The 13,955-nt window shown below is 47.8% G+C and carries 4 protein-coding genes, 2 tRNA genes, 3 rRNA genes and 1 riboswitch; of the genes, 7 read left to right on the top strand and 2 right to left on the bottom strand.

Annotated features, from left to right (window positions below):
* The first annotated feature begins 110 nt into the window (after positions 1-110).
* The 6 genes from INR79_RS15630 (at position 111) to metA (ending at position 6,702) form a co-directional block, all read left to right on the top strand.
* A 16S ribosomal RNA gene (locus tag INR79_RS15630) occupies positions 111-1,662 on the top strand.
* 118 nt (positions 1,663-1,780) lie between these two features.
* A tRNA-Ala gene (locus tag INR79_RS15625) sits at positions 1,781-1,856 on the top strand.
* A 306-nt stretch (positions 1,857-2,162) separates the two neighbouring features.
* Positions 2,163-5,048: ribosomal RNA gene (locus INR79_RS15620) — 23S ribosomal RNA — on the top strand.
* 94 nt (positions 5,049-5,142) lie between these two features.
* A 5S ribosomal RNA gene (gene rrf / locus INR79_RS15615) occupies positions 5,143-5,258 on the top strand.
* Together the 16S, 23S and 5S rRNA genes with 2 tRNA genes alongside form the textbook arrangement of a ribosomal RNA operon.
* Before the next feature lie 44 nt (positions 5,259-5,302).
* Positions 5,303-5,379, top strand: a tRNA-Asp gene (locus INR79_RS15610).
* A gap of 378 nt (positions 5,380-5,757) precedes the next feature.
* A complete protein-coding gene (gene metA, locus INR79_RS15605) occupies positions 5,758-6,702 on the top strand; it encodes a homoserine O-succinyltransferase MetA (RefSeq protein WP_004399902.1) in 945 nt (314 codons plus the stop codon).
* 46 nt (positions 6,703-6,748) lie between these two features.
* Here metA and INR79_RS15600 read toward each other — a convergent pair whose 3' ends face one another.
* Positions 6,749-8,020: a cation:proton antiporter gene (locus tag INR79_RS15600; protein ID WP_223095033.1), complete on the bottom strand. Its 1,272-nt coding sequence runs from the start codon at positions 8,018-8,020 to the stop codon at positions 6,749-6,751.
* Positions 8,021-8,220: 200 nt separating this feature from the next.
* Between INR79_RS15600 and metH the strand changes: the two genes are divergently transcribed.
* On the top strand, positions 8,221-11,901 hold the full coding sequence (gene metH, locus INR79_RS15595; protein WP_223095031.1) for a methionine synthase: 3,681 nt from the start codon (positions 8,221-8,223) through the stop codon (positions 11,899-11,901).
* Between the two features lie 73 nt (positions 11,902-11,974).
* Here the strand turns inward: metH and lysC are convergent, their stop codons facing one another.
* Entirely contained in the window at positions 11,975-13,408 is a 1,434-nt protein-coding gene (lysC, locus tag INR79_RS15590; RefSeq protein ID WP_410482885.1) for a lysine-sensitive aspartokinase 3, read from the bottom strand.
* A gap of 56 nt (positions 13,409-13,464) precedes the next feature.
* Positions 13,465-13,636: riboswitch (Lysine riboswitch) on the bottom strand.
* Positions 13,637-13,955: the final 319 nt, after the last annotated feature.

Here is a 13,955-nt window from a genome sequence, read left to right as displayed (position 1 = left end):
TCAATTTAGGTTTCAATGAACTGAGTGACCAATCGGTAGCAATACCGGCACAGTCAATTCAAACATTACTATGTAATGTAATCAGTATTCATTGAGCCGACCAAAATCTTAAATTGAAGAGTTTGATCATGGCTCAGATTGAACGCTGGCGGCAGGCCTAACACATGCAAGTCGAGCGGAAACGAGTTGTCTGACCCTTCGGGGAACGACAACGGCGTCGAGCGGCGGACGGGTGAGTAATGCCTGGGAAATTGCCCTGATGTGGGGGATAACCATTGGAAACGATGGCTAATACCGCATAATAGCTTCGGCTCAAAGAGGGGGACCTTCGGGCCTCTCGCGTCAGGATATGCCCAGGTGGGATTAGCTAGTTGGTGAGGTAAAGGCTCACCAAGGCGACGATCCCTAGCTGGTCTGAGAGGATGATCAGCCACACTGGAACTGAGACACGGTCCAGACTCCTACGGGAGGCAGCAGTGGGGAATATTGCACAATGGGCGCAAGCCTGATGCAGCCATGCCGCGTGTGTGAAGAAGGCCTTCGGGTTGTAAAGCACTTTCAGCAGTGAGGAAGGGTGTGTATTTAATAGATGCGCATTTTGACGTTAGCTGCAGAAGAAGCACCGGCTAACTCCGTGCCAGCAGCCGCGGTAATACGGAGGGTGCGAGCGTTAATCGGAATTACTGGGCGTAAAGCGCATGCAGGTGGTTTGTTAAGTCAGATGTGAAAGCCCGGGGCTCAACCTCGGAACTGCATTTGAAACTGGCAGGCTAGAGTACTGTAGAGGGGGGTAGAATTTCAGGTGTAGCGGTGAAATGCGTAGAGATCTGAAGGAATACCGGTGGCGAAGGCGGCCCCCTGGACAGATACTGACACTCAGATGCGAAAGCGTGGGGAGCAAACAGGATTAGATACCCTGGTAGTCCACGCCGTAAACGATGTCTACTTGGAGGTTGTGGCCTTGAGCCGTGGCTTTCGGAGCTAACGCGTTAAGTAGACCGCCTGGGGAGTACGGTCGCAAGATTAAAACTCAAATGAATTGACGGGGGCCCGCACAAGCGGTGGAGCATGTGGTTTAATTCGATGCAACGCGAAGAACCTTACCTACTCTTGACATCCATAGAACTTAGCAGAGATGCTTTGGTGCCTTCGGGAACTATGAGACAGGTGCTGCATGGCTGTCGTCAGCTCGTGTTGTGAAATGTTGGGTTAAGTCCCGCAACGAGCGCAACCCTTATCCTTGTTTGCCAGCACTTCGGGTGGGAACTCCAGGGAGACTGCCGGTGATAAACCGGAGGAAGGTGGGGACGACGTCAAGTCATCATGGCCCTTACGAGTAGGGCTACACACGTGCTACAATGGCGCATACAGAGGGCGGCCAACTTGCGAGAGTGAGCGAATCCCAAAAAGTGCGTCGTAGTCCGGATTGGAGTCTGCAACTCGACTCCATGAAGTCGGAATCGCTAGTAATCGTGGATCAGAATGCCACGGTGAATACGTTCCCGGGCCTTGTACACACCGCCCGTCACACCATGGGAGTGGGCTGCAAAAGAAGCAGGTAGTTTAACCTTCGGGAGGACGCTTGCCACTTTGTGGTTCATGACTGGGGTGAAGTCGTAACAAGGTAGCCCTAGGGGAACCTGGGGCTGGATCACCTCCTTATACGATACGGATAGTTTGTTTTTACTTTTTAAAGTGAAGACGAATAAGTCGCGATGAGTGTTCACACAGATTGATACGGTTTATAACGTTAAGAGTAAGGAAAACTACTTTTCCAGATGGGGCTATAGCTCAGCTGGGAGAGCGCTTCGCTGGCAGCGAAGAGGTCATCGGTTCGATCCCGATTAGCTCCACCATCTTTAAGTATTTTCTTGATACAGAATATTTAAAAATGGTTCTTAACGAATCATGCTCTTTAACAATTTGGAAAGCTGACGAATAACAACAATCCCCTTATCTACGGATAAGCGTTGTTATTCAAATTAAAAGTTCTCAAATCCTAAAACTGTGTTTTAGGTACCAACACACATTCAAGTGTTCTTGGAAACATCCATGCGATGTTTATATTTGAGTCCGGCAAAATCGAATGTCTCTCGCTCATTCAATAATGAGAGACACAAACCTTGGTTGTTTGAACATACAGAAACCTCTTGGGGTTGTATGGTTAAGTGACTAAGCGTACACGGTGGATGCCTTGGCAGTCAGAGGCGATGAAGGACGTACTAACTTGCGATAAGCCCAGATAAGACAGTAAGAGTCATTTGAGTCTGGGATTTCCGAATGGGGAAACCCACTTACATAAGTAAGTATTGCTGAGTGAATACATAGCTCAGTGAAGCGAACTCGGGGAACTGAAACATCTAAGTACCCGAAGGAAGAGAAATCAACCGAGATTCCGAAAGTAGCGGCGAGCGAAATTGGATTAGCCCTTAAGCTTTTTATGCGTCAGGTGAAGCTTCTGGAAAGGAGCGCGATACAGGGTGATAGCCCCGTAACCGACAGCGCATTTCAAGTGAAATCGAGTAAGGCGGGACACGTGATATCCTGTCTGAATATGGGGGGACCATCCTCCAAGGCTAAATACTACTGACTGACCGATAGTGAACCAGTACCGTGAGGGAAAGGCGAAAAGAACCCCTGTGAGGGGAGTGAAATAGAACCTGAAACCGTGTACGTACAAGCAGTAGGAGCCCTTCGGGGTGACTGCGTACCTTTTGTATAATGGGTCAGCGACTTATATTCAGTGGCAAGGTTAACCATCTAGGGGAGCCGTAGGGAAACCGAGTCTTAACTGGGCGCTCAGTCTCTGGATATAGACCCGAAACCAGGTGATCTAGCCATGGGCAGGTTGAAGGTTGAGTAACATCAACTGGAGGACCGAACCGACTAATGTTGAAAAATTAGCGGATGACTTGTGGCTAGGGGTGAAAGGCCAATCAAACCTGGAGATAGCTGGTTCTCCCCGAAAGCTATTTAGGTAGCGCCTCGGACGAATACTACTGGGGGTAGAGCACTGTTAAGGCTAGGGGGTCATCCCGACTTACCAACCCTTTGCAAACTCCGAATACCAGTAAGTACTATCCGGGAGACACACGGCGGGTGCTAACGTCCGTCGTGGAGAGGGAAACAACCCAGACCGCCAGCTAAGGTCCCAAAGTATTGCTAAGTGGGAAACGATGTGGGAAGGCTCAGACAGCCAGGATGTTGGCTTAGAAGCAGCCATCATTTAAAGAAAGCGTAATAGCTCACTGGTCGAGTCGGCCTGCGCGGAAGATGTAACGGGGCTAAGCAATACACCGAAGCTGCGGCTGCATACTTTGTATGCGGGGTAGGGGAGCGTTCTGTAAGCCGTTGAAGGTGGTTCGTAAGGGCTGCTGGAGGTATCAGAAGTGCGAATGCTGACATGAGTAACGATAAAGGGAGTGAAAAACTCCCTCGCCGGAAGACCAAGGGTTCCTGTCCAACGTTAATCGGGGCAGGGTAAGTCGACCCCTAAGGCGAGGCTGAAAAGCGTAGTCGATGGGAAACGGGTTAATATTCCCGTACTTCTTACAATTGCGATGGGGGGACGGAGAAGGCTAGGTGGGCCTGGCGACGGTTGTCCAGGTTCAAGTGCGTAGGCTTGAGAGTTAGGTAAATCCGGCTCTCTTTAAGGCTGAGACACGATGTCGAGTCACTACGGTGATGAAGTCATTGATGCCATGCTTCCAGGAAAAGCCTCTAAGCTTCAGATTGTAAGGAATCGTACCCCAAACCGACACAGGTGGTCGGGTAGAGAATACCAAGGCGCTTGAGAGAACTCGGGTGAAGGAACTAGGCAAAATGGTACCGTAACTTCGGGAGAAGGTACGCTCTTATCGGTGAAGTCCCTTGCGGATGGAGCTGACGAGAGTCGCAGATACCAGGTGGCTGCAACTGTTTATTAAAAACACAGCACTGTGCAAAATCGTAAGATGACGTATACGGTGTGACGCCTGCCCGGTGCCGGAAGGTTAATTGATGGGGTTAGTCTTCGGACGAAGCTCTTGATCGAAGCCCCGGTAAACGGCGGCCGTAACTATAACGGTCCTAAGGTAGCGAAATTCCTTGTCGGGTAAGTTCCGACCTGCACGAATGGCGTAATGATGGCCACGCTGTCTCCACCCGAGACTCAGTGAAATTGAAATCGCTGTGAAGATGCAGTGTACCCGCGGCTAGACGGAAAGACCCCGTGAACCTTTACTACAGCTTGGCACTGAACATTGAACCTACATGTGTAGGATAGGTGGGAGGCTTTGAAACGCAGTCGCCAGATTGCGTGGAGCCGTCCTTGAAATACCACCCTTGTAGCTTTGATGTTCTAACTTGGCTCCCTTATCGGGAGTGAGGACAGTGCCTGGTGGGTAGTTTGACTGGGGCGGTCTCCTCCCAAAGAGTAACGGAGGAGCACGAAGGTGGGCTAAACACGGTTGGACATCGTGTGGTTAGTGCAATGGCATAAGCCCGCTTGACTGCGAGAATGACAATTCGAGCAGGTGCGAAAGCAGGTCATAGTGATCCGGTGGTTCTGAATGGAAGGGCCATCGCTCAACGGATAAAAGGTACTCCGGGGATAACAGGCTGATACCGCCCAAGAGTTCATATCGACGGCGGTGTTTGGCACCTCGATGTCGGCTCATCACATCCTGGGGCTGAAGTCGGTCCCAAGGGTATGGCTGTTCGCCATTTAAAGTGGTACGCGAGCTGGGTTTAGAACGTCGTGAGACAGTTCGGTCCCTATCTGCCGTGGGCGTTGGAAGATTGAAGGGGGCTGCTCCTAGTACGAGAGGACCGGAGTGGACGAACCTCTGGTGTTCGGGTTGTCATGCCAATGGCATTGCCCGGTAGCTAAGTTCGGAATCGATAACCGCTGAAAGCATCTAAGCGGGAAGCGAGCCCTGAGATGAGTCTTCCCTGATACTTTAAGTATCCTAAAGGGTTGTTCGAGACCAGAACGTTGATAGGCAGGGTGTGTAAGCGTTGTGAGGCGTTGAGCTAACCTGTACTAATTGCCCGTGAGGCTTAACCATACAACACCCAAGGGGTTTTGATGGACTCAGATAAGAACATTGAATGTGTAAGAACTAGAACTTAAAAAAACAGCTTTCCGAATTAAAGAATTTGCTTGGCGACCATAGCGTTGTGGACCCACCTGATTCCATGCCGAACTCAGAAGTGAAACGCAATAGCGCCGATGGTAGTGTGGGGTTTCCCCATGTGAGAGTAGGACATCGCCAGGCTTTATATTTGAACATCTGCTTATGATAAGCAGGTCTTCCACTGCGGAGTGGTAGTTCAGTTGGTTAGAATACCGGCCTGTCACGCCGGGGGTCGCGGGTTCGAGTCCCGTCCACTCCGCCATTTATTCAGACGAAGCCCTAGCAGCAATGCTAGGGCTTTTTCGTATTTGCCATTTAATTCCCCCAATAGGCGAATGAATCCCACTTGAACCCTCATCCAGCCATACGTCCTTAGATTCCTTGTCCCTTATTTTACAAAGCCTCAGTAGAAATTAGTGTTTATCAACTAATGGATGTACGAATAGAGGCTGGCATCTTTTCTCTAAGACGTACTTTTCGCTTTCTAAGCCAGTCTAATAGTAGGTTTGTGCTAGGTATTCGGCTTGGTAAAGAGAGTCATCTTACCTTTTATTTCAGCGATGAGTTTCTGCTCGACATGCGGTATCGTCTGTTATAGTCTGGACATATAGACGTCTAGCCGCTTTAGGGAGAAAGTAAGATGCCCATTAAGATTCCTGATCAATTGCCCGCATTGGATACATTAAGGGAAGAGAATATTTTCGTGATGCCAGAATCACGAGCAACGACTCAGGAAATCCGTCCACTTAAGGTACTGATCCTTAACTTAATGCCAAAAAAAATTGAGACGGAGACTCAGTTTCTTCGTTTACTTTCAAACAGTCCGCTTCAGATTGATGTTGAGCTACTTCGTATCGATAACCGTCCAAGTAAAAATACGCCGACTGAACATCTGGATACTTTTTACCGTCAATTTGAAATGGTGAAGAAAAGAAACTTTGATGGCTTGATTATTACAGGAGCACCACTTGGCTTAGTGCAGTTTGAAGATGTGATATATTGGGAGCATCTACAAGCCATCATGAATTGGGCAAAGGAGCATGTGACTTCGACGCTTTATGTATGCTGGGCTGCTCAGGCAGGACTGAAGTTACTTTATAATCTTCCTAAACGCACCAGAAAAGAGAAGTTATCGGGGGTTTATAACCACCACATTCTTCAGCCTTATCATCCAGTGCTTCGAGGCTTTGATGATACTTTTCTTGCGCCTCATTCTCGTTATGCAGACTTTTCACCTGAGTACCTCTCTGAGCACACGGATTTGGATATTCTTGCTACGTCGGATGTAGCAGGCGTGTATCTGGCTTCTACAAAAGACAAACGAAACGTATTTGTTACGGGTCATCCTGAGTACGACTCACATACACTTCACAATGAATACGTTCGAGATCTTGGTGAGGGAATGGAGCCTGCTATACCGGTGAACTATTACCCAAATAATAACCCAGACAATAAGCCAAACGCTAGCTGGCGTAGCCATGGTCATTTGCTGTTTTCAAACTGGTTAAACTACTGTGTTTACCAGCAGACGCCATACGACCTTTCTCATTTCTCCGAGGCGAACTTTACCAAAGACGAGGATTGAGAAATTTGAATATTTACAAGGGCAGCATAAGCTGCCCTTGTTCATTTTAAGCCTCTTCTTTTTTGGCTTTCTCAATCATCGGCGTAATCGTCGAGCCCTGTACCAAAATAGAAAACACCACAACGGAATAGGTCATTACCAGGATAATTTCTTTCACATCAATGAGCTTATCTGGGATGACAAGTATTCCCGGAGGGATAGACAGCGCCATTGCCAACGCTAAGCCTCCACGCAATCCTCCCCAAGTGAGAATCTTAACAGACCACGAGTTATAGCTCCGATAGCGTCTGAATCCCAGATAAGACAGCCAAACACTCAGGTATCGGCTAGTCAGAACGAGTGGAACCGCAAATGCCATCAAGATCCAGTCTTCGTGGTGGAATTCAAACAGTAGCATCGACATACCGATTAACAGGAAAAGTACGCCATTTAAGAATTCATCGACGAGTTCCCAAAAGTGATCAAGGTGTTCTTCGCTTTCTTTTGAAAAACCAATAAAGCGGGTCCAGTTACCAATCATGATCCCAGATACCACCATTGCTAAAGGACCGGATACATGAATGACGTCAGCGAAAGCATATCCAGCAGTAGGGATGCCAATCGTCAGAAGCAGTTCCATGGAGTGGTCGTTGGTCGAGCTAATCAAGTAATGAAAGAGCAGACCCAGAGCAAATCCATAAACAATGCCGCCAATTGCTTCCTGAATGAACAGAAGCGACACACTGGTAAAGGTTGGTGTTTCTGTGCCAAATGCCATGGTGTATAGAGTGACAAAGATGACCAAACCAAAGCCGTCATTAAACAGAGATTCTCCCTCAATTTGAGTAGATATGCGTTTCGGAGCATCTAGCTTTTTTACAATGGCAAGCACGGCTATGGGGTCAGTCGGCGAGATGAGGGCACCGAATAACAGGCAGTAAACAAGCTCAAACTGAATCCCGATTATTTGACAAAAACCGTAAAGCACACCACCAATGAAAAACGTTGAGAATAAGGTCGCACCAAGCGCTAAAACGGTGATTTCCCACTTCTGATCTTTCATGTTTGGAAGTTTGATACCCAAGCCACCGGCAAAGAGCAGAAAACCTAAAACGCCTTTGAGCAGGAAAGCTTCAAAGTTAATGGTTGTCATGGTGACTGCGGCAACTTTGGTCAAATGAAACCAATCATTTTGACCTGCTATGATGATAAAGAGAGAAAGAATCAAGGCGCCAGCAGTAATGGCGATGGTGGTTTGCATTTTTCCTATCTTGCTGTTTACAAAGGCGATTAGCATCGCCGCTGCAGAAAGAAAACACAGGGTGTAATAGACGGACATGAGCTTGCTTGTTCCAAATGTAACAAAATGTGTAGTTGGCGAATTTTCCTCCGACTTGTTCCTAATATCAAATACTTTTTTAACCTAATTAATCGGTCTAAAAATACAAATGACATAAGGCTAATTAAGCAGTTTGGACGTCTAGAATTCTATTGGATGTATGGTAGGATGAGGGCAAAGATAAGGAATGAGGCTGTAGTGTGGCTGGAAGCAATATAAGACAACAAATAGAACAACAATTATCCGAGAGAATCCTGTTTATTGATGGTGGTATGGGCACCATGATTCAGGATCTCAAATTGGAAGAAGAGGACTACCGCGGTAAACGTTTCTCTGATTGGCATTGTGACCTAAAAGGAAACAACGACCTGTTGGTCTTAACGCAACCAGAGCTTATCAAGAACATTCACAGCCAGTACCTTGAAGCCGGTGCGGACATTCTTGAAACCAACACCTTTAACGCTACGACCATTGCGATGGCTGACTATGATATGGAAAGCCTTAGCGAAGAGATCAATTTTGAAGCGGCTCGCTTAGCCAAAGCAGCGGCAGATGAATGGACGGCAAAAACACCGGACCAGCCTCGATATGTTGCAGGTGTGCTGGGGCCAACGAACCGTACTTGTTCTATTTCCCCTGATGTGAACGACCCAGGTTATCGAAACGTGAGTTTCGATGAATTGGTGGTTGCTTATTCCGAGTCCACACGAGCCCTTATCAGAGGTGGCTCTGATCTTATCCTTATCGAAACCATATTCGACACTTTGAATGCAAAAGCGTGTGCCTTCGCGGTTGAATCGGTATTTGAAGAGCTAGGCGTTGAGCTGCCAGTAATGATTTCAGGTACCATCACCGATGCTTCCGGGCGTACGCTCTCCGGTCAAACTACCGAAGCTTTTTACAATGCTCTAAGACACGTAAAACCGATTTCTTTCGGACTGAACTGTGCATTGGGTCCCGATGAGCTTCGTCAATACGTGGAAGAGCTTTCCCGTATTTCTGAATGCAGCGTGTCTGCGCACCCCAATGCCGGGCTTCCCAATGCTTTTGGTGAATACGATCTTTCGCCAGAAGATATGGCTGAGCACATTGGCGAATGGGCACGTTCTGGTTTTCTAAACCTGGTTGGTGGTTGTTGTGGTACCACTCCCGAACACATTCGTCAGATGACGCTTGCCTGCGAAGGTGTAAAACCCCGTCCATTACCTGACATTCCAGTGGCATGTCGCCTTTCTGGTCTTGAACCTCTTACCATCGAAAAAGAGACATTGTTCGTTAACGTTGGTGAGCGTACCAACGTGACGGGTTCGGCTCGCTTTAAGCGTCTGATTAAAGAAGAGTTGTATGACGAAGCTCTCGACGTTGCCCGTCAACAGGTAGAAAACGGCGCACAGATTATCGATATCAATATGGATGAAGGGATGTTGGATGCAGAAGCCTGCATGATCCGCTTCCTTAATTTGTGTGCGTCTGAACCTGAGATATCCAAAGTACCAATCATGGTTGACTCCTCTAAGTGGGAAGTCATCGAAGCCGGTCTTAAATGCATTCAGGGTAAAGGCATTGTTAACTCGATCTCGTTGAAAGAAGGGAAAGAGAAGTTTGTTGAGCAAGCGAAGCTGATCCGTCGATACGGTGCTGCCGTTGTTGTGATGGCGTTTGACGAAGTCGGACAGGCTGAGACTCGCGAACGTAAACTCGAGATCTGTACCAATGCTTATAAAATTCTGGTCGATGAAGTTGGCTTCCCGCCAGAAGACATCATATTTGACCCGAATATCTTCGCTGTTGCGACGGGTATTGAAGAGCACAACAACTACGCTGTCGACTTTATCGAAGCTGTTGGCGATATCAAACGAGACTTGCCACACGCCATGATCTCTGGTGGTGTATCTAACGTTTCTTTCTCTTTCCGAGGTAATAACTACGTACGTGAGGCGATTCACGCCGTGTTCTTGTACCACTGTTTCAAGAACGGTATGGACATGGGGATCGTAAATGCTGGTCAGCTAGAAATTTACGACAACGTACCTGACAAACTTCGTGAGGCAGTGGAAGACGTTGTACTAAACCGCCGTGATGATGGCACAGAACGTTTACTGGATATTGCGGCGGAATACGCAGGAAAAGGCGTCGGAAAAGAAGACGATGCCTCTGCTCTGGAATGGCGTACTTACCCAGTGGAAAAGCGCCTGGAGCATGCACTGGTTAAAGGTATCACTGAGTTTATTGTTGATGATACGGAAGAAGCACGTCAGAAAGCCTCCAAACCACTGGAAGTGATTGAAGGTCCTTTGATGGATGGCATGAACGTGGTTGGCGACCTGTTTGGTGAGGGCAAGATGTTCCTTCCTCAGGTGGTGAAATCAGCGCGTGTAATGAAACAGGCGGTTGCCCATTTAGAACCGTATATCAACGCAGAAAAGCAAGCGGGTTCATCCAACGGTAAGATCCTGCTGGCAACCGTAAAAGGAGATGTTCACGATATTGGTAAAAACATCGTGGGTGTAGTTTTGCAGTGTAACAACTACGAAATCGTCGACCTGGGCGTGATGGTTCCTTGCGAGCAGATTCTGAAAGTCGCTAAAGAAGAGAATGTTGACATCATTGGTCTTTCTGGTCTTATCACACCTTCACTGGATGAAATGGTGCATGTGGCGAAAGAGATGGAGCGTCAAGGGTTTAATCTTCCATTGCTCATCGGCGGTGCCACGACGTCAAAAGCGCACACTGCGGTGAAGATAGAACAGAACTATCACCAGCCCGTGGTCTATGTGAACAATGCTTCGCGAGCGGTAGGTGTGTGTACTTCTTTGCTATCGGATGAGTTGAGACCTGCCTTTGTTGAAAAAGTGGATGCCGACTACGTTCGTGTTCGTGACCAGCATAACCGTAAAAAACCTCGCACTAAGCCAGTGAATCTTGAAAAGGCTCGCGCAAACCGCGTTGATATTGACTGGGAAAACTATACGCCTCCTGTCCCCGCCAAACCTGGCGTGCATGTGTACGACAATTTCGATGTGGCCACACTGCGCAAGTACATCGACTGGACTCCATTCTTTATGACTTGGTCACTTGTGGGTAAGTATCCAAAGATCCTCGAACATGAAGAAGTCGGTGAAGAAGCAAAACGTCTGTTCAAAGACGCGAACGATTTGCTTGATCGTGTGGAAAAAGAAGGCTTACTGAAAGCACGTGGTATGTGTGCGCTATTCCCGGCAGCGAGTGTCGGCGACGACATCGAAGTGTACAGTGATGAGAGCCGTACTGAAGTAGCACATGTTTTACATAACTTGCGCCAGCAAACTGAAAAGCCTAAAGGTTTTAACTACTGCCTTTCAGACTATATTGCGCCGAAATCGTCAGGCAAAAAAGACTGGATTGGTGCCTTTGCAGTTACTGGTGGTATTGGTGAGCGTGAACTTGCTGATGCCTATAAAGCGCAGGGTGATGACTACAATGCCATCATGATTCAAGCGGTGGCAGACCGTTTAGCGGAAGCTTTTGCAGAATACTTGCACGAGCAGGTTCGTAAAGACATTTGGGGCTATGCAGCAGACGAAAATCTGGATAACGAAGATCTGATTCGCGAAAAATATCAGGGTATTCGACCAGCGCCGGGCTACCCTGCCTGTCCGGAACACACTGAGAAAGGCACTTTGTGGGAGATGCTCAAAGTCGAAGAAACCATTGATATGTCGCTGACAACCAGCTACGCCATGTGGCCGGGTGCTTCTGTGTCTGGCTGGTACTTCTCTCACCCTGATTCACGTTACTTTGCTATTGCACAGATTCAAGAAGATCAGGCGAAAGACTACGCCGAGAGAAAAGGCTGGGAGTGGGAAGAAGCTGAGAAATGGTTGGGTCCAAATCTTAATTGATTTTATCCGGGGAAATAAAAAGGGTTGGCATCTGCCAACCCTTTTTGGTGTTTGATCGCTATTTTTTGAAGAGTTATCTTTCGAAAAGTTCTTCGTGAAGCGCCTGAACCGCTTTTTTCGATACAGATTCGTGTAACAAGAAGCAGAGGTTATGGGCACTGGCTCCGTAACAAATCATACGAAGGTTAAAGTCTTCAAGTGTACTGAAAACTTGCTTCGCGTAGCCTTTGCTCTCTTTCATGTTATTACCAATCAGGGCGACCAGGCAGAGGTTGTGTTCTATTTCTACCGTACACAGCTCTTCCAGTTCTTTCTTTGCTTCTGGTGGTAGTTCAGGAGCGCCGCCTCCAGTATTGGTTTGATCCAGTGTCAGAGACACACTGACTTCTGACGTTGTGATCAAATCGACGGAGATTTTGTGCTTCGCCAAGATTTGGAATACTTCGGCTAAGAAGCCATAGGCCTGGAACATGTTGGGGCTGCGCAGTGTTACCATCGTCTGATTACAGCGAAGTGCCAGAGCACGGAATAAAGGTGCGCTTTCTACCTGTTGACGAATCCATGTGCCGCCTTTTTCGGGCGCTTTCGATGAACCGACAAACACTGGAATTTGATGACGAAGTGCAGGAAGCAGTGTTGATGGATGAAGGATCTTTGCACCAAAATTGGCCATCTCAGATGCTTCGCTAAAGCTAATTTCCGGAATCGGGCTGGCTTTAGGTGCAATGCGAGGATCGGTAGTGTATATACCGGGAACGTCAGTCCAGATTTCTAACCCTGCTGCTTCAACCGCTTCAGCAATCAGTGCGGCACTGTAGTCACTGCCACCACGACCAAGTGTAGTGGTGTTGCCTTCTTCGTCAGAACCAATAAAGCCCTGAGTGACAACAACTTGTTGCTGGCAAAGAGGTACCAGCTTTTCTTTTGCCAGTTTAGATATTTCTTCTAGCTCTGGCTGCGCCTTACCGTGCACGGAATCGGTACGCATGACATCGCGAATATCAAATCGAACTGCATTAACACCACGCTCGCGCATCAGCTGCGTCAAAATGTGAGTCGACATCAGCTCGCCACAAGAAACAAGGTGATCGGTCAGCTTGTCGCTGGACTGAAATGAAGCGGCTTCTGCAGCACTGGCAACGGTTTCTAAAATGGCGTGTACTTGTTTCTCAGCTCCCGCCGGGTCGGCTAACTGATCTAAAATCTGATGATGAATGTCAGCAAGCTGCTTAACTAAGGTTTGACGATGCTTAGCATCTGCCACACCATTCGCCAGCTCGACAAGCAGGTTGGTAACGCCTGAACAGGCACTGCTCACCACCAAACGGGTATCAGGGTTATTTTCAATAATGGCACTGCAGCGGCTCATGGCTTCAAAATTCGCCACACTGGTTCCACCAAATTTCGCTACATTAAATGCGCTCGCGGCTTTGTTCTCGTTCAAAGCACTGTCTCCCAAAAAACGTCCAAAGATAACGACATGGCAATCAAAACGACTGCCTAACATCCGATGTTGAAGAGAGATTTCGTAGAGCAGAGGGAAAGCATAAAGAAAGGAATGCGTACCTCAGAAGCTCTTCACCTAGGGTGACAGTCGGCAGGATTCAACCTGCTCGCCCGATGCTCAATTCACCCGCAATGAATTGTCATCTCGGCATTGCTCCCCCTGAGTTAAGTGTCTTGGAATTGGGGTTCCACACCAAACCTGCCTGGGCAATGCTCCTCTTCTGCTAGAAAGCCCGTTTATTGAACGGTTTTATGGTGAAAATGTCAATGCTTATACCCAAATTACCTGAAGACGTTATGTTCAGCGAGAATGGCTTGGTTTTCAGACAAGGCATTGATTTGAAGATCTAGTGGTTCTAAATCAAAAAATCAATAACGCGGTATGAAAGCCAAGCCAACTCGCCCTTGGGAGCTTATCTTCTGTCCCATTTCGTTGTTAAAGAGCTTGGAAAGGGCTTGCCATTCCGCTGCGCTCTTTTCCTTGAACTGAAACAGAAGATAGAGCTCTGAATCAGACGTCTTCAAGTAGTTTGGGTATACCCGAGAAT

Source organism: Vibrio sp. SCSIO 43132 (genome assembly GCF_019904195.1).
In the GTDB taxonomy this organism is placed as follows: Bacteria; Pseudomonadota; Gammaproteobacteria; order Enterobacterales; family Vibrionaceae; genus Vibrio; species Vibrio nigripulchritudo.
Note: the sequence above shows the minus strand (reverse complement) of the source record. Positions and strands in the feature narration are given on the sequence as shown.

Coding starts and splice junctions, on each gene's coding strand:
- metA (WP_004399902.1), top strand. CDS start 5,758: ATGCCCATTAAGATTCCTGATCAATTGCCCGCATTGGATACATTAAGG.
- INR79_RS15600 (WP_223095033.1), bottom strand. CDS start 8,020: ATGTCCGTCTATTACACCCTGTGTTTTCTTTCTGCAGCGGCGATGCTA.
- lysC (WP_410482885.1), bottom strand. CDS start 13,408: ATGTTAGGCAGTCGTTTTGATTGCCATGTCGTTATCTTTGGACGTTTT.